Source organism: Stenotrophomonas sp. YJH_SMC_91 (assembly GCF_059368495.1).
Genome location: NZ_JCAFRT010000005.1, coordinates 37,730 through 61,192 on the forward strand (window position 1 = coordinate 37,730; position 23,463 = coordinate 61,192).

The window sequence follows — 23,463 nt, forward strand, 5'->3', positions numbered from 1 at the left end:
GCGCCCCCATAGAGACTGCGATGTCCGCCTCCCCCGGTCCTGCCATGCCTGCTGCTTCTTCCCTGTTCGGCGATCCGGCCGCGATCCGCTGCGAACGCGCGGTGGCCGAACTGCGCGCCGGTCGCCCGGTGCTGCTCCACGATGGCCAGGGCCAGCGCCTGGCGGTGATCGCGCTGGACAGCGCCACGACCAGCAGCTTCGCCGCCTTCGCCGCTGCCGCCCGCGAGCGCCATTACCTGTTCCTGACCGCCACCCGCGCCCGCGTGCTCGGCGTGGAGGCACCACAGGGCGCGCGCCTGCCGCTGAGCGGCGTGGCCTTCGAGGCCCTGCCCTCGCTGGGCTACCTGCGCGAACCCGGGCCGATGCCCGAAAGTTGGAGCGCCGGCGACGCCTTCGATGCCGGCGCGGTGGAGCTTGCCCGCCTGGGTCTGCTGCTGCCAGCGATGGTCGCGGTGCGCCTGGACGTCGATGACCACACTTTCGACGGTGCGGCCGAGGTGGCCCTGTGCGACCTGGCCGAAGGCGCAGCACATGCGGCCCACGACTACGAACTGGTGGCGCGTTCGCCGGTTCCGCTGCGCGACGTCGGCATGACCACCTTTGCAGTCTTCCGCGGCGGCGTGGCGCAGCGCGACCAGGTCGCGATCATCGTCGGCGAGCCGGACCTGTCGGCAGTGGTGCCGGTACGCGTGCATTCTTCGTGCCTGACCGGCGATCTGTTCGGTTCACTCAAGTGCGACTGCGGCGACCAGCTGCGGCGTGGCCTGCGCAAGCTGAAGGACCTGGGTGGTGGCGTGCTGCTGTACCTGGACCAGGAAGGCCGCGGCACCGGCATCGCCGCCAAGATGCGCGCCTATGGCTACCAGCACGACGGCCTGGATACCATCGACGCCGATGCGCAGCTGGGCTTCGGTGCCGACGAGCGGCGCTACGGCAGCGCGGTGGCGATGCTGCGTGGCCTGGGCATTTCGCGCGTGGCGCTGCTCAGCAACAACCCGACCAAGGCACAGCGCCTGCGCAATGCCGGCATCGAAGTGCTGGACTGCATTCCGGTCACCGGCGAGATCACTGCCGAGAACGAGAACTACCTGCGCACCAAGGCCGACCGTGCCGGCCACCTGCTGGATGTCGATGCGCTGATCCAGGCTGCCCAGTAACGCAGCCGACCTGCTACCGTCTGCGCGGTGCGGCCACGGCCGCTACCGCCCGCCCTGCTGCCTGACGGAGCCCGCGTGACCGACGCCACGATTCCTGCACCACCCGCCACCGACTGGCAGTCACTGCCGCAACGCGCAGCCCGCCTGGCCGCACTGGAAGGTGCCTTTGGCGGCCTGTTCGTCCCGGGCCTGCCACTGGCGGCGGCAGCGTGGTTCTTCGATCTGCCCGGTGGCCTGTGGACCGCTGCAGCCGGGCTGCTGATGGGTGTGGCTTTTGGTGCGTGGCTGGGCCGTCGACGCCTGGTCCGCACCCGTTGGCGGCTGGACGCACAGGGCCTGGGCCTGCGCCGCGACCTCATGTGGCAGCTGGAGACGCGCATTCCCCTGTCGCGAGTGCAGCATCTCGATCTGCGCCGGGGCCCGCTGGAGCGCCGTGCCGGCCTGGCCACGCTGATCGTGCACACCGCAGGCACCCGCATGAGCGCGGTGACCGTGAGCGGCCTGGACGAGGCGGATGCCGAGCGCCTGCGCGACACCCTGTCCCACCAGCTCGACCAGGACGCCGACGCCCTGTGAGCCTGCCGCCGCCCCTGCCTGCACCGCCGCCCACCGGTACCGAGGACCACCGCCTGCACCCGTGGTCGTGGCTGTTCGTGCTGCTGATGCAGCTGCGCCACTACTTCCTGCCACTGGCCGCGCTGCTGGTGTTCGGCCAGCGCGGCGACCGCGATCCGATGTGGGCGCAGCTGATTCCGCTGACGGCAATTGCCGCCCTGGTCCTGGTGTCGGTGATGCAGTACCTCAGCTACCGCTACCGCATCGGCAGCGATGCGATCACCGTGCGCAGTGGCCTGTTGGCGCGCAACCGCCGCGAGATCCCGTTCGCCCGCATCCACAACGTGGAAGTGCGGCAGAACCCGCTGCACCGCCTGTTCGGCGTGGCCGAGCTGCGCCTGGAATCGGCCGGCGGTGTGCGCCCTGAAGCGGAGATGCGGGTACTGAAGCTGGACCAGGCACTGGCGCTGGAACGGCTGGTCCGCCAGCGCGGGCAGGCGCCGCAGGCCAACGACGCCGTCGATGCACCGCCCATTGCCGACGTCGACAGCGAACGCGTACTGCTGCGACTGTCCAGCTGGGACGTGGTGCGCATGGGACTGCTCTCCAACCGCGGCTGGGCACTGGCAGTCGCCGCGTTCGGCGTCCTGTTCCAGACAGTGCCGCGGCCGGTGATGGACGATGCCATCCAGCGCGGCGGCCGCGAAGCCTTCGGCTATGCCAGCCACCTGCATCCCGGCGTGACCGGCGCGTTGCTGCTGGCGGCGGCGGCCCTGCTGCTGGGCTGGCTGGCGCTGCGCGTGCTGTCGGTGGTACTGACCCTGTTGCGTTACCACGGCTTCACCCTCGTCGAGCAGGACCGCCGCCTGACGGTGTCGGCCGGGATGCTCAGCCGCACCCGCAGCAGCGTGGCACGTCGCCGCATCCAGGCCTGGACGCTGCGCGAAGGCACCCTGCAGCGCTGGTTCGGGCTGCGCCAGCTGCGCATCGACAGTGCCGCCGGTGGCCCTTCGCGTGATGAGGACCGCGCCCTGCGCGAACTGGCGCCGCTGGCAACCCGCGAGCATTGCACGCAACTGGTGCAGCACCTGCTCCCCCAGCTGCACTGGCCACCGGCGCAATGGCAGTCCATCCCGCAACGTGGCTGGTGGCGGCTGTGCCTGGGCGCGCTGCTGCTGGTGCCGCTGCTGGCCGCCGCCGCGTACTGGCGCTGGGGCCCATGGGGCCTGGTCGTGCTGGCCTGGCTGCCGGTGGCGTTGTTGGTCGCACACCGGCAGATGGCACGCATGGGCTGGTATCTGGACGAGCACTATGTGGCCGTGCGCGGCGGCTGGTGGAAACGCTGGTGGCGCTGGGCCGAGCTGGACAAGGTGCAGGGCCTGCGCCTGCAGCGTTCACCGCTGGACAAGGTGCTGGGCACCAGCAGCCTGCAACTGGACACCGCCGGTGCGCATGGCGACGTGGCACTCACCCTGCACCATCTGCCGCAGGCACAGGCACAGCAGGCGATGGATCAACTGGCGGCCACGCTGGCGCGGCGCAAACTGCGCTGGTGATGCGGGGTCGGATCCCGGCCTGAATCGGGTCGTGCCGGCCGCTGGCCGGCAACTGCACATCCCCCGGTTTGCCGGCCAGCGGCCGGCACGACCGCGAGCAGGGTCAGCGAGGCATCATCGCTGCGAGGGGCCCCAATAGCCCAGGTCCCTTCGGATCTGCAGATCGCGCACCCAGCTGCCGAGAGGCTTGCGGCGCAGCGCACCCATTTCACCGGACAGGAACTCCTCGGTGGCCGCGATTACCCGCTCGCTGGACAGGCCGTCGCGGTACGGATGGATGGCATCGGCGTAACGCACGATTTCCGCCTGCAGCGCGGCATCCGGATGCAGCGCGCGCTGCAGCATCGCCGGCAGCTGTGCCGGGTCGTCGAAATCAATCATGTGCGGCTTCGGCACGCGGTTGCGGAAGGTCACCACCGGCTTGTGCTGGACGATGAACTCCGAAACGATCGACGAGGTGTCCGACACCAGCACATCGGCGGCGCGCTGCGCGGCCATCACCTGCTCCGGCTCGATGAAGCGGGCATTGGCACCGGCCAGCGCGCGGTAGCGCTCGAACAGTTCCGGCGGACATTTGGGATGCAGGGTCAGCAGCCAGTAGCGCCCACCGGCAGCGATATCGGCGGCGATCTGCGCATGCAGGTGCGGTGCCGCACTCAGCCGCTCGGTGAAGGTGGAACCAAACAGGATCACCGGGCGATCGCCGGCCGGCGCGCGCAGTGCGGCGCTCTCGCCACCGTCATCGCGGAACAGCGGGTCCAGCTTCGGCCAGCCGGTCTCGGCCACCGCGAAATGGCCCTGCTGGGCCGCGATCTCGCGGAACGGTGTGGTGGTGGCCGGCCCCTGCGTGCAGTACAGGTCGAACATGCCGCGCACCCGGAAGTGGCCGCGCGCGCTGTCGCGCTTTTCCACATTGAAGCCATGGAACAGCTGCACCTTGGCCCCCGAAAGGAAGGTCGGCACCCAGTTCGCCGCGCTGAACACCGCCCGCGGGCGCATTGCCAGGGCCTGCTTCAGGCCGACGTTGGCCACCCCCGGCAGGCTGCTGCCGGCCGCGCCGCCTTCGAACCAGGCCGCAACCTCCTGCCCGGACGCGTGCAACGCCTGCGCCAACGGGGCGAGAATAGGCAGCGCATAGCGCTCCGTCGCAAACAACAGGTACCCGGCCATCATGTCCTCCACGACCGCTCCCATCGAACGGCCTCGCATCACGGCGTGCATTATCGCGTTCAACGAGGCCGGGCGCATCGGCGACTGCCTGGCCTCGCTGGCCTTCTGCGATGAGATCGTGGTGGTGGACTCGCAGTCCACCGATGCGACCGTGGCCATCGCCGAGGCTGCCGGTGCCCGCGTGCTGCAGCGTCGGTTCGAGGGCTTCCGCAGCCAGAAGGCGTTCTGCGTCGAGCAGGCCAGCCACGACTGGGTACTGTGCCTGGATGCCGACGAGCGCATCAGCCCCGAGCTGCGTGCGGCCATCGAACAGGCCCGTGACGGCGGCTTCGCCGGCCACGCCGGCTACCGCTTCGCCCGCCTGTCTGAGTACTTTGGCAGGTTCCTGCGCCACGGCAATGCCTACCCGGACCGGGTGATGCGCCTGTTCGACCGCCGCCAGGGCGGCTGGCGCGGCAAGCGCGAGATCCACGAGGCGGCCAGCGTCGACGGCAGCGTCGGCACCCTGCGCGGCGATCTCATCCACTATCCCTATCGATCGTTGCAGCAGCAGCTGGCCAAGACCGAGAAGTATGCGCGGATGATGGCCGAGCACGAGTTCGCGCGTGGCAAGCGCGCCACGCTGGGCAAGCTGGTGCTGGCCCCGGCCTGGCGGTTCTGGCGTGGCTTCCTGTTCCGCGGCGGCTTCCGCGACGGCTGGCACGGCCTGGTCTATGCCTATGTGCGTGCCAACTACGTACGGCAGAAGACCATCATGCTGTGGATGCTGGGCAACGGCCAGGCGGTGGCCGATCCTCCAGCCCCTGTGGAACGGCCCTGAGCCGGCTGTGTCACACTTGCCGCGCGTTGCCTGAAGATCCCCCATGAAAATCCTGTACACCAACTTCCACTATGGCGACGGTGGCGGCCACACCACGTACATCGTGTCCCTGGCGCGCGCCCTGCATGGCCAGCACACGGTCCATGTCGCAGCCCCCGCCGACAGCCGCCTGCTGCGCACGGTGGCCGAGGAAGGAATCGCCACCCCGCTGCCGATGGCCTTTGGCAGCGGCCTGCCGACCTTGCCACGACAACTGGCCGAACAGCATGCGCTGCGCCGGCTGGTGCGGGACGAGGGCATCGACCTGGTCCACGTCAACGGTGCGCGTGATCACCGCTTCGTGATGCAGGGACTGCTCGGCATGCGCCGCCCGCCGATCATCCTGACCAAGCACAACAGCAAGCCCACCCGTACGCTTGGCAATGCCTTCAGGGCCCGCTGGGCCACCGACCGCGTGATTGCGGTTTCGGCACACACCGGGCGCCTGCTGGAGCAGGGCCCGTACCGGCGCTGCCCGATCGATGTGGTCCGCAACGGCGTCGACCTGGACCGCTTCGCGCCGCTGCCGGCCGACGCCGGCCAGGCAATGCGGCAGCAATGGACGCAGGACCCGGATGCGCTGCTGCTGGTCAGCAACGCCGGCACCGATGACTACAAGGGCTGGATCGACCTTGCGCAGGCCATTGCCCTGCTCCCCGACGCGATCCGGCCGCACGTACACATGGCGGTCGCAGGTCACCTGCCCAACGCGCAGCAACGCGCGCAGGTGCAGGCCCTCGGCGATGTCGCCGCGCAGGTCCACTTCACCGGACTGCTGGCCGATACGCGCCCACTGATCGCCGCCGGCGATGTCGGCTTCGTGCTGTCCAACGACATCGAGACAATTTCCTTCGCCTGCCGCGAAATGATGGCCAGCGCCAGGCCGATGCTGGTCAGCGACTACGCGGGGCTGCCGGAAAACATCGAGCAGGGAGTCGACGGCTGGGTCGTGCCCACCCGCAACGTGGCCGCCATCGCCGCACAGGTGCAGGCAATGTATGAACAACGCCAGGCGCTGCCGGCGATGGGCATGGCCGCCCGCCGCCATGCAGAGCGTGAGTTCGGCCTGCAGACCTTCGCCGGGGCGACCCTGGCCAGCTACGAAGCGGTGCTGGCCTCAGCCTGATCTGACCGGCGCGGCTCGGACAGGGCCAGCAGCAGGGCAACCCAGGCGGCATAGAACGAGGCGGTCCGCATGTCACGCAGCATCATTTCGGTAACCCCGAAGACGGCGAATGCCACGCAGATGCTCAACCCTGCCGCGGCATGCAACCGCGACCGTTCGTCGCCACGCCACAGGCGTGGCACGAACACCAGCGCCGGGGCCACGTACACCAGCACCAGGCCAAGCCCCCCCAGCACGCCGTAGGTGGCCAGGAAATACAGCAGGTCGTTGTGGGTCTCGCCGAAATCACGCGCGACCATCGCCGACACCTTTCCCTGTCCGGCAAGTCGTTCCAGCTCCTGGCGGAAGCGGTCACCACCACCGACACCGAACACCGGCTGCTCGCGGATCATGTAGCCAGCCGCGGTCCACAACTGAAGGCGGATGCAGACCGAGGTATCTGCCAGGTGGTCGGCACTGCAATCGCCATACTCGCTCACGCCCGCATCGATGCGATCGCGCAACGCACCATCATGGGTGGCGACGATGCCGACGCCGGCCGCGAGTACCAGGCCCAGCAGGATCTTCATCCGGCCAAGCCGGCGCCCCATCACCAGCAGGCCGATCAGCAGGAAGCAGGGAATCGCCAGCAGGCCACCGCGGGTCTGCGTCCACAGGAATGCGACCAGGCCAAGGATGCCGGTCAGCAGTTTCAGCGTGGCTTCGATGCGGGTGAAACGGGTCACCGGCAGGCCCAGCGACATCAGGCTCAGCACACCGAACAACAGGGTCAGGTCGCCGTAGGTCACCGCATTGAACTGCTGGGTGGCAGGCCGCACGCCGGTCTCCAGCGCCAACCAGCCAATGATGGCTGCTGCCGACCACACCGCAGGCAGGGTGCCAAGCATCGCCCGCGCAAGGATCCTGCGCGGCACCCGCAGCGCGGCGAACAGGATCAGCAGCATCGACAACAGGCGTGCGGCCTTTTCGACCTCCGATCCCTTCCAGATGCCATGCACGCCCAGGCTGATCAGCACGCCGACGAGCATCACGCCCATGCCGATGCCCATCCACGCATAGCGCCGGGCGGAACCGGGCAGCAGGCGCGGAGCGGCCGAGGGCACCAGCAGCAGGACGATCGACAGCAGGATCGCCAGGTAGAACCCCGCGCTGCCGCCCTCCATGGTGATCATCAGCAGCGTCGGCAACGCCCCCAGCACCACGGCGTAGGCGCCGGCCAGGAAGCCCGTCGTGCGGGAAGTAGGCAAGGAAAGCGGAGTCACGTGGTGCGGTCGGCAGGTCGATGGCGATAGACCGGCACGGTGCCGGGAGCGGCCCTCATTCTAGGACAGAGCAGGCCGCTGGTTGACGCAGACTGGCCATGTCCGTCGCTCATTCGTTCAGTCCGCATCCGGTGGCCCCTGCAGCCGGTACTCGCGCTCGAGCTCCTTCAGGTCAGGCACGCAGGCCCCGGACACCGCCCCGGCGGGAACCAGCCACCAGCGACGGCGGTTGGATATGCCGGCCATCTGCGCCTGCGAACGATCAATGCACCCCTGCATGGCATCGTCATTCACCAGCAACCAGCGATGCCGGGGGGACAAGCGCTGCCAGCGCACGGCCGCCTGCAGCTGTTCATGCCAGCGGTTCTCGAATCCAAAGGTCGCCGCGCGGCGGTCCGCCATCAGCAGATTCTGTTCCTTCCAGGCCACCAGCCCCAGTTCCGCGCCGGGCCCGAGACGCGCGCCGACGTCACGCATCAGACCACGCGCAGAGCTTGAATCATTCAGCAACGGGTAGCCGAACAGGCCATAAAGCACCCAGGCCACGGCCAGGGTCGATAGCAGCGCCAGATGGCTTCGACGCCAGCCGGTCACCACCAGGCTCAAGCCACCCCAGAGCCCCATCGCCAGGATCGTCCACGCCAGTGCATCGGTCGCGCCGGGCGGCAATCCGCGTCCATGGGCAAGGTTCACCTCGAAGCGCGGATCACCCAGCAACGCGAGCGCCCCGACCAGGCTCAATCCCAGTGCCAGCAACGCGGCAAACCCTCCCAGCACGCGCTGCACATCCCGTCGCTTCAGCAGCCCGGGCAGCAGCGGTGCCAGCGCCAGGCAGAACATCGGCAGCGCCGGCAGGATGTAGACATCGCGCTTGCCCTGGGGAATCGAGAAGAACAGCACGACCAGCAACCACCAGGCCAGCGGCAGCAGGTAGCGAGGGTCACGTCGGCGCAGGCGCCGCCGCCACGCCGGAAGCGCCCACGGCAGCAGCAGGAACGCGGGTATCCACATCGTTGGCATGACACCGAAGAAGTACCACCACGGCTGGTGATGGTCCCAGGACTGCGTGTAGCGGCGGGCCGTCTGCCGCACCAGGATGTCGTTGATGTAGCCGCGGTACTCGTCCGATCCGGTGCCCAGCGCGGCCAGCAGCATCGGCGCCAGCCACAGCGATATGGCCAGCAGGAAGGCCAGCGGTGCCAGCCAGAAGCGGCCATCGTGTGCGTGCAGGGAAACGCGGGGCCACTGCAGGGCTGCAGCGATGGCCGCCGGCACGATCATCAGCAGCGCCAGCATGCCCACGCCCTTGGTGATCACCCCGATACCGGCAAAGAACCAGCCCAGCCACCACCAGCGCCAGGCCGGGCCCAGCAGCAGGTGGCGCAGCAGGCCATAGTTGGCCAGGGTGATGAACAGCACCAGCAGCGGATCGATCTGCGCCTTTTTCGCCTGGAAGGTGAACTGCAGCGCGAACAGCAGTGCCCACCCCGCGCAGAGCCCGACCTGCCGCGTCCACAGCCGGCGCCCCAGATCGACCACGCACCACAGCGTGCCCAATGCGGCCAGCAGCGAGGGCAGCAGGAAGGCCACGCGCCAGTGGCCAACCAGGCCATACAGCGAGGCCTGCCACCACATCAGCATCGGCGGCTTGTCCGAATACAGCTCGTTACCGCGATGCGGGAACAACCAGTAACCGCTGTCGACCATCTGCCTGGCCACCAGCGCGAAGCGTGGTTCGTCAGAGGGCCACGGATCGCGGAGACCGAGCCCGGCCCCCAGCACCAGCAGGGCCACCACCACGAACAACCACGTCTGGCGCGACGCGTGGGTCTTCAGCATGGGACTCGAAACGGCAGCGGGGGGTCAGGCTGCTTTTATCAGACGCGCGTAGAAGAAACCGTCAGCATCGTTGTCACCAGGCAGTCGCTGGCGTGCCACGCCTTCGCAATCCACGCCGAACGCATCGCCCAGCGGCTGCGCCACCGCGTCCGGATGCCACTTCAGGAACGCACGCACCTGATCGATGTTCTCGGCGCGCAGGATCGAGCAGGTGGCGTACAGCAACACGCCGCCGGGGCGCAGCATCGACCAGCAGGCTTCCAGCAGGCGCGCCTGCACGCCCACCAGTGCATCGACGTCCTCGGCGCGACGGTGGAACATCACATCCGGCTGGCGGCGGATCACGCCCGTGGCCGAACATGGCGCATCCAGCAGGATCGCGTCGAACGGCACGCCGTCCCACCACGAACCGGGATCGCTGGCATCGGCGACCAGGGTCTGCGCATGCTCGCCCACACCGGTGCGGGTGTAAGTGTCACGTGCCCGGGCCAGACGGCGCGCGTCGATATCCAGCGCCAGCAGGCGCAGGCTCGGGTCACGCTCCAGCAGATGCGCCGATTTGCCGCCGGGTGCCGCGCAGGCATCCAGCACGCGGGCACCGGTCGCGGGTGCCAGCGCATCGGCCGCGCATTGCGCCGACAGGTCCTGCACCGACAGTGCACCATCGCCGAAGCCCGGCAGCTGGTTCACGGCAACGGGGGTCGCCAGGCGCAACGCATCGGCGCACAGTGCAGTGGCTTCAGCGGCAATGCCGGCCTCGGCCAGCGTCGCCAGGGCCTTGTCGCGACCGCCGTGCTGGCGGTTGGCACGCAGCCACAAGGGCGCGGGTTGCAGGCTGGCGCTGAAGATCGCTTCGGCCTGCGCCGGCCAGTCGCGTTCGATCGCATCAGCCAACCATTCCGGGAAGGCGTCGCGCGCAGGCTGCTCGGGGAACCCCTCGCGCTGGGCGCGGCGCAGGATCGCGTTGACCAGGCCTGCCTGGCGCTCACGGCCCAGCGCGCGCGCCGCATCGACCGTAGCCGAAAGCGCTGCGTGCGCAGGCAGTTCGAGCACGTCCAGCTGGGCGAAACCGACCATCAGCAGCGTGCGCAGGTCGGCATCGCGCGCCGACAGCGGCTTCTGCATCCAGGCCTGCAAGGCCGCGTCATAGGTGCTGCGACGGCGCAGCACAGCGAAACACAGGGCTTCCAGCAGCGCGCGGTCGCGGCTGTCGGCCAGCTTCGGCAGCGCCCAGGCCAGTTCGGCCTTCAGCGAACGGCCACGGGTGAACACCTGTGCCAGCACGCGTGCGGCCAGCATGCGCGTGGCCGCGCCCGGTGCCGCCTTGGCGACGGAGAAATCGTTCTGCTTGGACACCGCTTATGCCCCCACGCGCAGGTCGCGGCGAGCGTTGAGGTAATCGGCAGCGGTGATCGCCTTGCCGCCTTCACGCTGCAGCACGCGCAGGCGCAGCGCGCCCTGGCCACAGGCAATGTCGATGCCGTCGCGGCCGGCGGCCAGCACGGTGCCCGGCGCCTGGCCGTGGTCTGCCTCCAGTGCCACCGCACCATGGATGCGCACGCGTTCGCCAGCCAGCGTTGCCTCGGCGATCGGCCACGGATTGAACGCGCGCACGGTACGCGCCAGCGCGTCGGCGTCCTGCGCCCAGTCCAGCCTGGCTTCGGCCTTGTCCAGCTTGTGCGCGTACGTCACGCCCTGTTCCGGCTGCGGTCGCGCGATCGGCTTGATGCCCGCGCGCAGCAGGCCCAGGCCATCAGACAACACCTGGGCACCAAGCTCGGCCAGCTTGTCGTGCAGCTGGCCGCCGGTATCGGTGGCGGCGATCGGCAGCTCCTGGTGCAGCAGCACCGGGCCGGTATCCAGGCCAGCCTCCATCTGCATCAGGCACACCCCGGCCTTCGCGTCACCAGCCTGGATCGCACGCTGGATCGGCGCAGCGCCGCGCCAGCGCGGCAGCAGCGAGGCATGCACGTTCCAGCAGCCATGGGTCGGGATGGCCAGTACCGCCTTGGGCAGGATCAGGCCATAGGCCACCACCACCATCAGGTCCGGCTGCAGGTCGCGCAACTGCTGCTGGGCGGCCGCGTCCTTCAGCGACTCCGGCTGGTAGACCGGAATGCCACGGGCCACGGCTTCGAGCTTGACCGGCGAAGGCGCCAGGCCACGGCCTCGGCCGGCCGGGCGATCAGGCTGGGTATAGACGGCCACGACCTCATGGTGGCGCGCAGCCGCGCGCAGCGACGACACCGCGAATTCCGGCGTACCGGCAAAGACAATCCTCATGGCTACCCCACTTGCAGGATGGATTCGTGCAGGAAAGAAAACGGCGCCGTCGGCCGGCGCCGTAGAGCCCGCGCGAGCCGCGCAGGCCCGGGCCACCCGAAGGGTGGCCCGGATTGGCGATCACGCCACGTGCTTGCGCTGCTTGGCCAGCTTCTTGCGCACCATCTCGCGCTTGAGCGGCGACAGATAGTCGATGAACAGCTTGCCGTCCAGGTGATCCATCTCGTGCTGGATGCAGGTGGCCAGCACGTCACCAGCCTCCATCTGCTGTTCCTGGCCGTTGCGATCCAGGTACTTGACGGTGATGGTGTCGGCACGGGTCACGTCGGCGAAGATGCCCGGAACCGACAGGCAGCCCTCCTGGTACACCCGGCCCCCGTCCTTGGCGACGATTTCCGGATTGATGAACACATGCGGTTCATTCTTTTCTTCGCTGACGTCGATGACCATGAAGCGCTTGTGCACGTCCACCTGGGTGGCGGCAAGGCCGATGCCCGGGGCGTCGTACATGGTCAGGAACATGTTGTCGATCAGTTCCTGGAAGGCCGGCGTGGTGACTTCGGCAGCTTCGATCAACGCGGCCTTGGTACGCAGGCGCGGATCGGGGAACTCGAGAATGGGGAGAAGGGCCATGGCTGTTTCCGGATAGGGGGCCGGCACGCCGGCATACGTCGCAGATTCTAGCTCCAACGCTTGCCTTGCGCCCCGGTTTCTGGACTATAGTGCGCGGACCTGTTGGGGAATCAGGGCTTCACACCTATGTTGCTTCGTTTTCGTACGGTCGTCGCCGCGGCGATGCTGACCGTGGCTGCCTATGCTACCGCCGTGGAAGTGAATGGCGGGCACCCGGACACCTATGTGGTCCGAAAAGGGGATACGTTGTGGGATATCGCCGCACGTTTCCTGCAGAAGCCGTGGCTGTGGCCGGAGATCTGGCAGGCCAATCCGCAGATCGCCAATCCGCACCTGATCTATCCCGGTGACGTCCTGAGCCTGGCCTACCTGGACCGGGTGACCGTGGCGGCCCGGCCCGGCCCACGCCAGGAGGCCCCGATCGACGCCATTCCGCTGGCCCAGGTCGAGCCGTTCCTGAAGCAGCTGAGCGTGGTCGACAGCATCGAGCAGCTGCCCTACGTGGCCGGCCTGGAAGAGGAACGCCTGCGTGCCACCAGCGGCCACGCCGTCTATGTGCGCCTGGCTGACGCCCAGGTAGGCCAGCGCTGGGCGGTTGTCCGCCCGACCGTGCGCTACGCCCAGCCCAAGCCGACCGAGGACCTGACCGCCAACGGCGACGTCACCCCGGGCAGCGGCAACCTGTGGCGCGCCTACAGCGCACCCAACCACCGCCGCGGCGTGCTCGGCTATGAGCTGGCCCAGGTCGCCACCGGCACCATCACCCATGTCGCCGGAGGCAAGGTCGAGGCGTCCACCCTGGTGCTGGACAAGAACGAAGGCGGCCGTGAGGTGCGTGCCGGCGACCGCCTGGTGCCCATCGAGGCCAGGCCGTACGACCTGCAGTTCGTGCCCCATGTCCCCGCCGCAGGCGTCGAGGGCGTCGACGTACGCGTGCTGGCCGTCACCGACATGTTCACTGCCGGCGGCCCCCGCGACGTGATCGCGATCTCGGCTGGTCGCACGCAGGGCGTGGACAATGGAACCGTGTTCTCGCTGTGGCGCCCGGGCCGCCATGTGGCGCACCGCATGAAGTACCCGAACTCGTCGCGCACGGACGATTCGCTCAGCACCGGCGCCGGCCGGGTCTCGCTGCCGGACGAGTACGCGGCGCATGCCATGGTGTTCCGCACCTTCGACAATGTCAGCTACGCGCTGGTGATGCAGGGCGTGAAGCCGGTGCGCGTGGGGTACAACGCGCTGCACCCGGACGCGCGGTAGAGTCGACTGTTGGTCGACTGCTCTTCACCGCCCCCCGAAAGCGCCCGCGCTGCGCGCGGTAGTCGACTGACAGTCGACTCTACAGGGGCGGTCTCCGGCAAAACCTGACAGCCACATGCGAAGGCGCCCTAGGGCGCCTTTGTTGCATGCGCTCGATAGTGGGGGAATGACCAAGCAAGCTGATGAGGCGCTGCTGCGCCTGGTGATGGCAGGCGGCGCGCTGGCGCCACGGCGGTCCCTGCTGCAGGCCGCGGGCAGCGCGCAGACCGCGATCGCGCAGGGCGCCGCGAACTGGCGCGCGCACGGTTGCACGCCAGAGCAGTGCGCTGCACTGGAACACCCCGACGCCCGCGCCTGGACCGTGGCGCGGCACTGGCTGGAAGACGACGACCACCATCTGCTGTCCTTCGCCGATGCGGCCTTTCCGCCGCCCCTGCTGGACGTCCCGAACCCGCCACTGGCGCTGTTCGTGGCGGGCGATCCGAGCCTGGCCTGGCGCCCCTCGGTGGCGCTGGTCGGCAGCCGCTCGCCAACCCCGGGAGGACGCGCGCTGGCCGCGCGCTTTGCCGGCTGCTTCGTCGAGGCCGGACTGGCCGTAACCAGTGGCCTGGCGGCCGGCATCGACGCGGCCGCCCACCTGGCCACACTGGAGGCAGGCGGCTGCACCGTGGCGGTGATCGGAACCGGCCCTGATCGGGCCTATCCGGACAGCCACCAACGGTTGCAGGGGCGGATCGCCGCCGGGGGCGCGGTGCTCAGCGAGTACCTGCCCGGCACACCGGCACGCCCGGGCCACTTCCCCGCGCGCAACCGCCTGGTGGCCGGGCTGGCGCTGGCGACGGTGGTGGTCGAGGCCGCGCAACGCTCCGGCGCCCTGATCACCGCACGGCTGGCTGCCGAGGCGGGCCGTGAAGTCTGTGCCCTGCCCGGCTCGGTACTCAACCCACGCGCAGCGGGCTGCCACCGGCTGATCCGTGAAGGGGCCGCACTGGTCGAGCGCCCCGAGGAAGTGCTGGAACTGCTGGCCCCTGCCCTTCGCCAGCAGCTGCCGGGCTTGCAATCACGGCTGGGCACCCCCACTGAACAGGCACCGCCGGCGCTCCTGCCGGCGCGCTGGGCCGACGACCCTGACTACCAGTGCTTGTGGCGGGCCCTGGACCACGACCCAAGCAGTATGGATTCACTGATCACACGCTGTGGATTGACGGCGCCCCAGGTGTCCTCCATGCTGCTGGCCATGGAACTGGCGGGAATCGTGGTGTGCGTACACGGCCGCTACTGTCGAACTCCCTAGTTTCTTCACCTCCACAGCGTCGCGCGACGCAGGCCGAGGGGCAATGAAAGAGAGCATCCTGGACGTACTGCTGTACCTGTTTGAACACTATTTCAGCGAAGACGCGGACCTGATCCGTGACCGCGATTCGCTCCAGAACGGCCTGATCCAGGCCGGTTTCAGCCCAACCGAGATCAACAAGGCGTTCGACTGGCTCGACGCCCTGGCCGCGCAGCGGCCGAGCGTGGCCCAGGCACGGGTCGACGGCCCCGTGCGCGTCTACCACGGCCCCGAGCTGGACAAGCTGGACGTGGAATGCCGCGGCTTCCTGCTGTACCTGGAACAGCACGGCATCCTCGACGCCGACCAGCGCGAACTGGTGCTGGACCGGGCGATGGCCTTGGACCAGGACGAACTGGACCTGGACGACCTGAAATGGGTCGTACTGATGGTGCTGTTCAACCAGCCTGGCTCCGAAGCGGCCTATGCCTGGATGGAGACGCAGATGTTCATGGACGAGCCAGAACCCCTGCACTGACCGTACACTTGGGGGCATAGCGCATTCAGGAGCGTCCCCGTGAGCGAGTGGTTCCATGCAGAAGGCAACCGGCAGCAAGGTCCGCTGCCGGCGGAACAATTGGTCGAGCTGTTCCGCAACAACCAGATCACCCTGGACACCCTGGTGTGGCGCGACGGACTGCCGCAATGGCAGCCGTTGCGCACCGTCGTGGACGAACTCGGCCTGATCGTGCCGGCGCTGGACGCCGCCGTACCGCCGGTCGAACCCGAACCGGAACCGGAACCCGTCGCACCGCCTCCGCCGCAGCCGCCGGTACTGCCGGCGTCCACGCCCTACGCCGCCAGTGCATCGGCCACCGTCCTGCCGGCACCGAAAAAGAAGCTGTCCGGCTGTGCGCTGACCGCCATCATCGGTGGTGCCCTGTTGCTGGTACTGGTCCCGATCGTGGCCATCCTGGCCGCCATCGCGCTGCCGGCCTACAACGACTACACCGTGCGCAGCAAAGTCGCCGGCGCCGTGGCCGCGCTGCAGCCGCTGAAGGACCAGGTGCAGCATTTCGCCGATGACGAAGGCCGCTGCCCGGGTGCCAATGACGCCGGCTTCCCGGCCCCGGGCGACTTCGCCAACGCGGGCCTGTCGGCGGTGAACATCGGCCGCTTCAACAACGGTCACTGCGGCATCGAAGCAACGCTGGCGGTACCAGGCAAGGGCATCGACGGCGACCTGCTGTGGCTGGAATACGATCGCGACAGCGGCCGCTGGGAATGCAGTGGCGAAAGCAACGACAAGTACCTGCCGCCGACGTGCCGCGGCTGAGCCACGCGCACGCCAGCACCTCCAAGGATGATTCAACAGGGAACATGCAATGACTGAGTGGTACTACGCCGAAGGACAGCAACGCCAGGGCCCGCTGCCGGTCCAGGAGATCCGCCAGCGCTTCCAGCGCGGCCAGTTGAACCTGGACACCCTGGTCTGGCGCGAGGGCATGGCCCAGTGGGCTGCACTGCGCCAGGTGGTCGACGAGCTCGGCCTGCAGACGCTGGCCGATGCCAGTACGGCCACCAGCAGCGGCGGGTTCGACCTGCGCAGCGACTATGCCGCCATCGACAGCGGCACCGCACCGCTGCCCGGCACCGGCGCGCTCAGCAGCTCGCCATACAGCGCTCCAGCCGCCGTCGGCAGCGGTGGCCACGCACAGCCTGTGGTTGGCGGTGAAGTGGTCTACGCAGGCTTCTGGAAGCGCGTGGCGGCCTACATGATCGACTACTTCGTGCTGGTCATCCCCGGCAGCATCATCGGGGCCATCCTCGGTGCGATCCTGGGCGCCAGCATGGGCGCGGTGGGCAGTGGCGAATCGGCCATCGAGATCGTGGCCCAGCTGGCCAGTGCCCTGATCAACCTCTGCATCGGCATGGCGTACTACACCTGGTTCCATGCCTCGAAGGGCGGCGCCACGCTGGGCAAGATGGCGGTCGGCATCAAGGTCGTCCGCGGCAACGGCGAGCGCCTGACCAAGGCCCGCGCGTTCGGTCGTTACTGGGCCATGCTGCTGAGCAGCTTCACCCTCGGCATCGGCTTCCTGATGGCGGCCTTCACCGAACGCAAGCAGGGCCTGCACGACATGATCTGCGACACTCTGGTGGTCGACCGCTGGGCCTACACCGACCAGCCCCACCTGCAGCGCCGCGAGCTGGGCACCGTCACCGTGCTGGTACTGGTGTTGACGGCGGTACTGTCGCTGGTGGGCCTGGCGCTGCTGGTGTTCGCGGTCGGCTTCATCGCCAAGATGGCCTCCTGAACGGCCATCCTCACGGCTGACTGCTTGACACGGGCTGGCCGGGCGTGATTCCTCTAATAAGGTGAAACCTGAACGCCCGGCACATTACCGGGCGTTCAGTTTATGGATTTGCGCGTGGCCGCTTCACTAATGCGGCCATTTGCTCCACCCTAGCGGCCCCTTCCCCACGGTTCGCCCCACAGACCCTGCTGCCATGCCCAAGCACCTGCTCATCGTCGAATCGCCGGCCAAGGCCAAGACGATCAACAAATACCTCGGCAAGGACTACACCGTCCTGGCCTCGTATGGGCATGTGCGTGACCTGATTCCGAAGGAAGGCGCGGTCGACCCGGACAACGGGTTCGCCATGCACTACGACGTGATCGACAAGAACGAGAAGCACGTCGATGCGATCGCCAAGGCCGCCAAGGGCGCCGACGACATCCTGCTGGCGACCGACCCGGATCGCGAGGGTGAAGCGATCAGCTGGCATATCGCCGAGATCCTGAAGGAACGCGGGCTGGTCAAGGACAAGCCCATGCAGCGCGTGGTGTTCACCGAGATCACCCCGCGCGCCATCAAGGAAGCCATCAGCCAGCCGCGCGCGATCGCCAGCGACCTGGTCGATGCCCAGCAGGCGCGCCGCGCGCTGGATTACCTGGTCGGTTTCAACCTGTCGCCGGTGCTGTGGCGCAAGGTCCAGCGCGGCCTGTCCGCCGGCCGCGTGCAGAGCCCGGCGCTGCGCATGATCGTCGAGCGCGAGGAAGAGATCGAAGCCTTCATCGCCCGCGAGTACTGGTCGATCGCCGCCGAGTGCGCGCACCCGTCGCAGCACTTCAACGCCAAGCTGATCAAGCTGGACGGGCAGAAGTTCGAGCAGTTCACCATCACCGATGGCGACACCGCTGAAGCGGCGCGGATGCGCATCCAGCAGGCCGCGCAGGGCTCGCTGCACGTCACCGACGTGGCCAGCAAGGAGCGCAAGCGCCGCCCGGCGCCGCCGTTCACCACCTCCACCCTGCAGCAGGAAGCCTCGCGCAAGCTCGGCTTCACCACCCGCAAGACCATGCAGGTGGCGCAGAAGCTGTATGAAGGCGTGGCGATTGGTGACGAAGGCACCGTCGGCCTGATCTCGTACATGCGTACCGACTCGGTGAACCTGTCGCAGGATGCGCTGGCCGAGATCCGCGACGTGATCGCCCGTGATTACGGCATCGCCTCGCTGCCCGACCAGCCCAACACCTACCAGACCAAGTCGAAGAACGCCCAGGAGGCGCACGAAGCGGTGCGCCCGACCTCGGCCCTGCGCACCCCGGCCCAGGTCGCCCGCTTCCTCACCGACGACGAGCGCCGCCTGTACGAACTGATCTGGAAGCGTGCAGTGGCCTGCCAGATGATTCCGGCCACGCTCAACACGGTCAGCGTCGACCTATCGGCCGGCAGCGAACACGTGTTCCGTGCCAGCGGCACCACCGTGGTCGTGCCCGGCTTCCTGGCCGTGTACGAGGAAGGCAAGGACAACAAGAGTGCCGAGGACGAGGACGAAGGCCGCAAGCTGCCGGCGATGAAGCCCGGCGACCGCGTGCCGCTGGAACGCATCCAGGCCGAACAGCATTTCACCCAGCCGCCGCCGCGCTACACCGAAGCGGCGCTGGTGAAGGCGCTGGAAGAGTACGGCATCGGCCGTCCCTCGACCTACGCCTCGATCATCCAGACCCTGTTGTTCCGCAAGTACGTGGAAATGGAAGGGCGCAGCTTCCGCCCGTCCGATGTGGGCCGCGCGGTGTCCAAGTTCCTGTCCAGCCACTTCACCCAGTACGTGGATTACGACTTCACCGCCAAGCTTGAAGACGAGCTCGATGCTGTCTCGCGTGGCGAAGAAGACTGGATCCCGTTGATGTCGCGCTTCTGGGAACCGTTCAAGGAACTGGTCGAAGACAAGAAGGAATCGGTCGACCGCGCGGAGGCCAGTGGCGCGCGCGAGCTCGGCACCGACCCCAAGACCGGCAAGCCGGTCAGCGTGCGGTTGGGCCGTTTCGGGCCCTATGCCGCCATCGGCAGCACTGCCGAAGATGCCGAGGAGAAGCCGAAGTTCGCTTCGCTGCGCCCTGGCCAGTCGATGCACACCATTTCCCTGGAAGACGCGCTGGAGCTGTTCCTGATGCCGCGCGCACTGGGCGAGGACAACGGCGAGCCGGTCAGCGTCGGCATCGGCCGCTTCGGCCCGTTCGCCAAGCGCGGCAGCACCTATGCCTCGCTGAAGAAGGAGGACGACCCGTACACCATCGACCTGGCGCGCGCCGTGTTCCTGATCGAAGAGAAGGAAGAGATCGCGCGCAACCGGATCATCAAGGAGTTCGAGGGCAGCGACATCCAGGTGTTGAACGGCCGCTTCGGCCCGTACATCAGCGACGGCAGGATGAACGGCAAGATTCCCAAGGATCGCGAACCGGCGTCGCTGACCCTGGCTGAAGTGCAGCAGTTGATGGAAGAAACCGGCAAGCCGGTGCGCAAGGGCTTCGGTGCCAAGAAGGCCGCCGCGAAGAAAGCCCCGGCCAAGAAAGCGGCAGTGAAGAAGGAAGCGGCGCCGAAGAAGGCCGCTGCAAAGAAAGCGCCTGCCAAGAAGGCCGCGGCCAAGAAGGCAGTAAAGAAGGCCGCCGCGAAGAAGGCCCCGGCGAAGAAGGCCGTCAAGAAGGCCGCGAAGTAACTCCACGCCACACGTGGATGAGGGGTAGTGCCGGCCGCTGGCCGGCAGCCCCAGAAGCATCAGATGCCGGCCAGCGGCCGGCACTACCGGGTGCCAGGGTCCACCCCTTCTGCACGCAGCAGGGGGATAATGAAGGCCCACGCCGGGCCGGTCGCCGCCATGAAAGAACTCACCCTGGACTCTGCTGTCGCCACGCTCCGTGCGGGCGGCGTGATCGCCTACCCGACCGAAGCGGTCTGGGGCCTGGGCTGTGACCCTTCGCACGAGGCGGCGGTGCACATGGTGCTGCGACTGAAACAACGCCCGATCGAAAAAGGCATGATTCTGGTCGCGGCCGATCTGGCGCAGCTGGAAGGCTGGGTGCGCCTGCAGGCCCTGCCGGACGCACGCCAGCGCGCGGTGCTGGCCAGCTGGCCCGGCGCCAACACCTGGATCCTGCCGGCCGGACCCCGTGCCCAGCCGTGGGTCACCGGGGAGCACAGCGGCATCGCCGTGCGCATCAGCGCCCACCCGCTGGTGGCCGAACTCTGCCGTGCCTGGGGAGGCCCGCTGGTCTCCACCAGCGCCAACCTGGCCGGCGAACCACCGGCGCGCCGCCGCGAAGAACTGGATCCACGCCTGCTGCGCCTGCTTGATGGCATCCTGGATGGCGAAACCGGCGGCCTGGCCCAGCCCACCCCGATCCGCGACGCGCTCAGCGGCAACGTGCTGCGCTCCTGAGCGGCCGATTGCGCTGCCCCGGACAATCGCGCACCCTGCCGTCATGAACCTGCTGCGCACCGCTTTGGGCCTGTGCCTGCTGCTGCCATCGACGGCACCGGCGGCCGAGGATGTGCGGGTCTACCGCTGCGTCGCCAGCAACGGCGCCGTGGCCCTGCAGGACCGGCCCTGCAACAGCGGCCGCCAGGAAGTCCGCGACCTGCAGCGCCCGCGCGATCCAGCGCCGCGGGTGGTGCGCAGCGATGCGGCCCCCGCACCGCCGGACGAATCTCCGGTGATGCGTGACCGCGAGGTCCGCCACGTCTACATCCAGCCGCCCCAGCCGCTGTACGAATGCGTGCGCGACGATGGCCAGCGTTATACCAGCGACAGCAACGAGGGCAATCCGCGTTGGGTGCCGTTGTGGACCAGCGTCTGGCTGCCACACGGGCATCGGGGCCCATCGTACCCGGGTCCACGCCCGGCCATCGGCACACCGATCGGTCCGCCCGTCGGCGAGGGTGCAGGTTACCGGCCGCCCACCGTCGGCGTAGGCGTGCAGGTCCCGGCCGGCAGCGTGCTGGTGCGCGACAGCTGCCACGCGCTGCCGCCACAGGAGGTCTGTGCGCGCCTGCGCGACCGCCGCTGGGAACTGGACCGTCGCTACAACAGCGCATTGCAGAGCGAGCGCACCGCCATCAACAACGAACAGCGTGGCATCGACGCGCGCCTGTCACGCGACTGCCAGCGTTGAGCGCAGCCTGTACGCTGTGAGCATGAACAGACTGATCTGGTTGCTTCTGGCGCTGCTGTCCGGAAGCGCGTTGGCCGAAGAGGGCGTGATCTACCGCTGTACCTCCAGCAGTAGTGACGTCCCTACCCTGCAGCGCACGCCGTGCCCCACCGGCAGCAGGCAGCAGGTGCTGCGCGTGCCCGGCCCGGCCAACCCGCAGCCGGCTGCCGCTGCACCTGTGGCTGCGGAACCTGCACCCGCCCCCGTCGAAACACCCGCGCCGGTGCCGGCCGGACCGGCCGTTGCCCCTGCGGCCCCAGCGAAACCACGACGCGCGGACGAAGGACGCACCATCATGGAAGCGGGAATGGTTGAACGCGAAGGTGCCAACCAGATTCTCGACAGTGCGACCCTGCGCCGTGATGCCGATGCCCGTGCCGAAGCAGGCAACGGTCCACCGAAGCCGCCGCTTCCCCCGATCTTCCAGTGCACCGACGGACAGGGCGGTGGTTATCTGCACGAGTACGAGGCATCACCTGGTCGCTGCGAACCGATGACGGTGCAGGGCCTGGGCGGGGTCACGCCGATGAACGCGGCCGGCTGCGAAGTCGTACGCGACCGCTGCGAGGAACTTCCCGAAGCACAGCGATGCGGCAGCTGGCAGCAGCGCCTCCGTGATGCCCGCGGCCGTGAACGCTTCGCCGCACCGGAAAACCGCGATACCGCGCGCGGTGAACGCGAGCGGCTGCAGGCGGTGTTGGAGGCCAGCAACTGCCCGGTACCGGGGTGACCGCCACCCGGTAGTGCCGGCCGCTGGCCGGCAACTGCAATCATCTGAAGATCCTGTGGTTGCCGGCCAGCGCCCGGCACTACCTGCGGAAAGATCAGAACCCGTAGCGCAGGAAGCCGCCATCCACCGCGATGCACTCACCGGTGACATAGCTGGCTGCCGGCAGGCAGAGGAAGCCCACCGCGGCGGCCACTTCCTCCGGCTCGCCGATACGACGCATCGGCGTGCGGTTGATCACTTCCTCGTAGTAATCCGGGTCCGACAACGGACCGGAGGTCCGCCGCGTGCGGATGTACCACGGCGCCACTGCATTGACCCGGATGCCATCCTCGGCCCACTCGACGGCCAGGTTGCGGGTCATCTGGTGCATCGCGGCCTTGCTCATGCCGTAGACCACGCCGCTGCGCACATGGGTCAGGCCGGACACGCTGCCGACGTTGACGATCGACGACGATGCGTGGCGAGCCAGCAGCGGATGCGCGTAGCGCGACAGCTCGAACGCCGAGAACAGGTTGGTCTCGAAGATCTTCCGCCATTCGTCCTCTGAATACTCCGTGGCCGCCTTGGTGACGTTGCCGCCAGCGTTGTTGACCAGGATGTGCAGGCCATCACTGTGGTCTTCCACCCAGTCCAGGATCTGCCGGCGGTCCTCGTCGTCGGAGACATCGGCGGCCAGCGCGTGCACCTGCATCTGCGGATACACATCCAGCAGCTCGTCGCGCGCGGTCTCCAGCATGTCGATATCGCGCCCGACGATCATCAGGTCCGCGCCGAAGCCGGCCAGTTCGTGCGCGATGGCCAGGCCGATACCGGCGCTGGCACCGGTGATCAGGGCGGTCTGCCCGTCCAGGCGCCACCGTTGCTGGGTCATGTGTCCTCCGGGGCCGCGCCCGCTGCATTTCGATGCGGCAAGGATACGCGCTCACGGCGGCCCTCTGCCGAGGATGCGACACTGCACGTACGCCCACTGCGGAGAGCCGCCATGCGCATCCCGACCCTGTTCTCGTCCCTGCTGGCCGGCGTGCTGCTGGTGGCCTGCCAGCGGCCTCCGACGCCGAACCCGGAGAAGCCACCGGTGCCCAAAGCGATGTCGCGTGCGATGCAGGAACCGCTGGACCGCGCCAAGGGCGCGCAGAAAGCAGTGGAAGAAGCCGCCGCACGCGAACGCAAGGCCGAGGCCGACGCGACGCAGTGACCTGTGGGGTCAGAGCCCTTTGCGGGGCAAAGGGATCCGACCCCCACCAACGAAAACGCCCGGCCAGGG

22 protein-coding genes are annotated in these 23,463 nt (G+C 68.4%); 15 read left to right on the forward strand and 7 right to left on the reverse strand.

Going from position 1 to position 23,463, the window contains the following annotated elements; translation table 11 throughout:
* Positions 1–20 precede the first annotated feature (20 nt).
* The 3 genes from ribA to AC5P5X_RS08660 all read left to right on the forward strand — a co-directional run bounded on the left by ribA (position 21) and on the right by AC5P5X_RS08660 (position 3,268).
* On the forward strand, positions 21–1,157 hold the full coding sequence (gene ribA, locus AC5P5X_RS08650) for a GTP cyclohydrolase II RibA (protein WP_033834003.1): 1,137 nt from the start codon (positions 21–23) through the stop codon (positions 1,155–1,157).
* A gap of 75 nt (positions 1,158–1,232) precedes the next feature.
* Positions 1,233–1,733 (forward strand): PH domain-containing protein, encoded by a 501-nt coding sequence (locus tag AC5P5X_RS08655; protein WP_005411183.1) that lies wholly within the window; start codon positions 1,233–1,235, stop codon positions 1,731–1,733.
* On the forward strand, positions 1,730–3,268 hold the full coding sequence (locus AC5P5X_RS08660; protein WP_111188953.1) for a PH domain-containing protein: 1,539 nt from the start codon (positions 1,730–1,732) through the stop codon (positions 3,266–3,268). Before AC5P5X_RS08655 ends, AC5P5X_RS08660 begins: the two co-directional genes overlap by 4 nt.
* A 114-nt stretch (positions 3,269–3,382) precedes the next feature.
* On the opposite strand, the gene AC5P5X_RS08665 is transcribed toward AC5P5X_RS08660, so the two are convergent.
* Positions 3,383–4,441, reverse strand: coding sequence for a CDP-glycerol glycerophosphotransferase family protein (locus AC5P5X_RS08665; protein WP_495215959.1), 1,059 nt, complete (start codon positions 4,439–4,441; stop codon positions 3,383–3,385).
* Between AC5P5X_RS08665 and AC5P5X_RS08670 the strand changes: the two genes are divergently transcribed.
* On the forward strand, positions 4,440–5,258 hold the full coding sequence (locus tag AC5P5X_RS08670) for a glycosyltransferase family 2 protein (RefSeq protein ID WP_065183214.1): 819 nt from the start codon (positions 4,440–4,442) through the stop codon (positions 5,256–5,258). The two genes, AC5P5X_RS08665 and AC5P5X_RS08670, sit on opposite strands and share 2 nt — an antisense overlap.
* Before the next feature lie 43 nt (positions 5,259–5,301).
* Positions 5,302–6,423, forward strand: coding sequence for a glycosyltransferase family 4 protein (locus AC5P5X_RS08675; protein WP_065183215.1), 1,122 nt, complete (start codon positions 5,302–5,304; stop codon positions 6,421–6,423).
* On the opposite strand, the gene AC5P5X_RS08680 is transcribed toward AC5P5X_RS08675, so the two are convergent.
* The 5 genes from AC5P5X_RS08680 to def all read right to left on the reverse strand — a co-directional run bounded on the left by AC5P5X_RS08680 (position 6,396) and on the right by def (position 12,440).
* Positions 6,396–7,685 (reverse strand): O-antigen ligase family protein, encoded by a 1,290-nt coding sequence (locus AC5P5X_RS08680; RefSeq protein WP_005411188.1) that lies wholly within the window; start codon positions 7,683–7,685, stop codon positions 6,396–6,398. The genes AC5P5X_RS08675 and AC5P5X_RS08680 overlap by 28 nt on opposite strands.
* 117 nt (positions 7,686–7,802) lie before the next feature.
* Entirely contained in the window at positions 7,803–9,524 is a 1,722-nt protein-coding gene (locus AC5P5X_RS08685) for an ArnT family glycosyltransferase (protein WP_111118259.1), read from the reverse strand.
* A gap of 24 nt (positions 9,525–9,548) precedes the next feature.
* Positions 9,549–10,880 (reverse strand): 16S rRNA (cytosine(967)-C(5))-methyltransferase RsmB, encoded by a 1,332-nt coding sequence (gene rsmB, locus AC5P5X_RS08690; protein ID WP_059035547.1) that lies wholly within the window; start codon positions 10,878–10,880, stop codon positions 9,549–9,551.
* Between the two features lie 3 nt (positions 10,881–10,883).
* Entirely contained in the window at positions 10,884–11,807 is a 924-nt protein-coding gene (gene fmt / locus AC5P5X_RS08695; protein ID WP_495215961.1) for a methionyl-tRNA formyltransferase, read from the reverse strand.
* A gap of 120 nt (positions 11,808–11,927) precedes the next feature.
* Entirely contained in the window at positions 11,928–12,440 is a 513-nt protein-coding gene (def, locus tag AC5P5X_RS08700) for a peptide deformylase (protein ID WP_005411192.1), read from the reverse strand.
* A gap of 126 nt (positions 12,441–12,566) precedes the next feature.
* Between def and AC5P5X_RS08705 the strand changes: the two genes are divergently transcribed.
* From AC5P5X_RS08705 to AC5P5X_RS08745, 9 genes are all read left to right on the forward strand, one after another.
* Positions 12,567–13,700 carry a LysM peptidoglycan-binding domain-containing protein gene (locus AC5P5X_RS08705; protein ID WP_005414604.1) on the forward strand — a complete coding sequence of 378 codons (1,134 nt, stop codon included), beginning with the start codon at positions 12,567–12,569 and terminating at the stop codon, positions 13,698–13,700.
* Between the two features lie 166 nt (positions 13,701–13,866).
* Positions 13,867–14,994 (forward strand): DNA-processing protein DprA, encoded by a 1,128-nt coding sequence (gene dprA / locus AC5P5X_RS08710; protein WP_005414605.1) that lies wholly within the window; start codon positions 13,867–13,869, stop codon positions 14,992–14,994.
* 43 nt (positions 14,995–15,037) lie between these two features.
* Positions 15,038–15,511, forward strand: a complete 474-nt coding sequence (locus tag AC5P5X_RS08715) for a DUF494 family protein (protein WP_005411195.1) — start codon at positions 15,038–15,040, stop codon at positions 15,509–15,511.
* A 39-nt stretch (positions 15,512–15,550) separates the two neighbouring features.
* The gene (locus AC5P5X_RS08720; protein ID WP_005414606.1) at positions 15,551–16,309 is read left to right on the forward strand and encodes a pilin; all 759 of its coding nucleotides are present in this window, start codon (positions 15,551–15,553) and stop codon (positions 16,307–16,309) included.
* Positions 16,310–16,358: 49 nt separating this feature from the next.
* The gene (locus AC5P5X_RS08725; protein ID WP_005411197.1) at positions 16,359–17,291 is read left to right on the forward strand and encodes an RDD family protein; all 933 of its coding nucleotides are present in this window, start codon (positions 16,359–16,361) and stop codon (positions 17,289–17,291) included.
* Positions 17,292–17,484: 193 nt separating this feature from the next.
* A complete protein-coding gene (locus AC5P5X_RS08730) occupies positions 17,485–19,977 on the forward strand; it encodes a DNA topoisomerase I (protein WP_005411198.1) in 2,493 nt (830 codons plus the stop codon).
* 129 nt (positions 19,978–20,106) lie between these two features.
* A complete protein-coding gene (gene tsaC, locus AC5P5X_RS08735; protein WP_005411199.1) occupies positions 20,107–20,697 on the forward strand; it encodes an L-threonylcarbamoyladenylate synthase type 1 TsaC in 591 nt (196 codons plus the stop codon).
* Positions 20,698–20,740: 43 nt separating this feature from the next.
* Positions 20,741–21,430, forward strand: coding sequence for a DUF4124 domain-containing protein (locus AC5P5X_RS08740; RefSeq protein ID WP_059035553.1), 690 nt, complete (start codon positions 20,741–20,743; stop codon positions 21,428–21,430).
* 22 nt (positions 21,431–21,452) lie between these two features.
* Entirely contained in the window at positions 21,453–22,199 is a 747-nt protein-coding gene (locus AC5P5X_RS08745; protein ID WP_111188951.1) for a hypothetical protein, read from the forward strand.
* 94 nt (positions 22,200–22,293) lie between these two features.
* On the opposite strand, the gene AC5P5X_RS08750 is transcribed toward AC5P5X_RS08745, so the two are convergent.
* Positions 22,294–23,070 (reverse strand): SDR family oxidoreductase, encoded by a 777-nt coding sequence (locus AC5P5X_RS08750; RefSeq protein WP_005411202.1) that lies wholly within the window; start codon positions 23,068–23,070, stop codon positions 22,294–22,296.
* 111 nt (positions 23,071–23,181) lie between these two features.
* Between AC5P5X_RS08750 and AC5P5X_RS08755 the strand changes: the two genes are divergently transcribed.
* Positions 23,182–23,394 carry a hypothetical protein gene (locus tag AC5P5X_RS08755; RefSeq protein WP_033835254.1) on the forward strand — a complete coding sequence of 71 codons (213 nt, stop codon included), beginning with the start codon at positions 23,182–23,184 and terminating at the stop codon, positions 23,392–23,394.
* The last annotated feature ends 69 nt before the right edge of the window (positions 23,395–23,463 follow it).

Coding starts and splice junctions, on each gene's coding strand:
- ribA (WP_033834003.1), top strand. CDS start 21: ATGTCCGCCTCCCCCGGTCCTGCCATGCCTGCTGCTTCTTCCCTGTTC.
- AC5P5X_RS08670 (WP_065183214.1), top strand. CDS start 4,440: ATGTCCTCCACGACCGCTCCCATCGAACGGCCTCGCATCACGGCGTGC.
- AC5P5X_RS08665 (WP_495215959.1), bottom strand. CDS start 4,441: ATGATGGCCGGGTACCTGTTGTTTGCGACGGAGCGCTATGCGCTGCCT.
- AC5P5X_RS08675 (WP_065183215.1), top strand. CDS start 5,302: ATGAAAATCCTGTACACCAACTTCCACTATGGCGACGGTGGCGGCCAC.
- AC5P5X_RS08685 (WP_111118259.1), bottom strand. CDS start 9,524: ATGCTGAAGACCCACGCGTCGCGCCAGACGTGGTTGTTCGTGGTGGTG.
- fmt (WP_495215961.1), bottom strand. CDS start 11,807: ATGAGGATTGTCTTTGCCGGTACGCCGGAATTCGCGGTGTCGTCGCTG.
- def (WP_005411192.1), bottom strand. CDS start 12,440: ATGGCCCTTCTCCCCATTCTCGAGTTCCCCGATCCGCGCCTGCGTACC.
- AC5P5X_RS08705 (WP_005414604.1), top strand. CDS start 12,567: ATGTTGCTTCGTTTTCGTACGGTCGTCGCCGCGGCGATGCTGACCGTG.
- dprA (WP_005414605.1), top strand. CDS start 13,867: ATGACCAAGCAAGCTGATGAGGCGCTGCTGCGCCTGGTGATGGCAGGC.
- AC5P5X_RS08715 (WP_005411195.1), top strand. CDS start 15,038: ATGAAAGAGAGCATCCTGGACGTACTGCTGTACCTGTTTGAACACTAT.
- AC5P5X_RS08725 (WP_005411197.1), top strand. CDS start 16,359: ATGACTGAGTGGTACTACGCCGAAGGACAGCAACGCCAGGGCCCGCTG.
- AC5P5X_RS08730 (WP_005411198.1), top strand. CDS start 17,485: ATGCCCAAGCACCTGCTCATCGTCGAATCGCCGGCCAAGGCCAAGACG.
- tsaC (WP_005411199.1), top strand. CDS start 20,107: ATGAAGGCCCACGCCGGGCCGGTCGCCGCCATGAAAGAACTCACCCTG.
- AC5P5X_RS08740 (WP_059035553.1), top strand. CDS start 20,741: ATGAACCTGCTGCGCACCGCTTTGGGCCTGTGCCTGCTGCTGCCATCG.
- AC5P5X_RS08745 (WP_111188951.1), top strand. CDS start 21,453: ATGAACAGACTGATCTGGTTGCTTCTGGCGCTGCTGTCCGGAAGCGCG.
- AC5P5X_RS08750 (WP_005411202.1), bottom strand. CDS start 23,070: ATGACCCAGCAACGGTGGCGCCTGGACGGGCAGACCGCCCTGATCACC.
- AC5P5X_RS08755 (WP_033835254.1), top strand. CDS start 23,182: ATGCGCATCCCGACCCTGTTCTCGTCCCTGCTGGCCGGCGTGCTGCTG.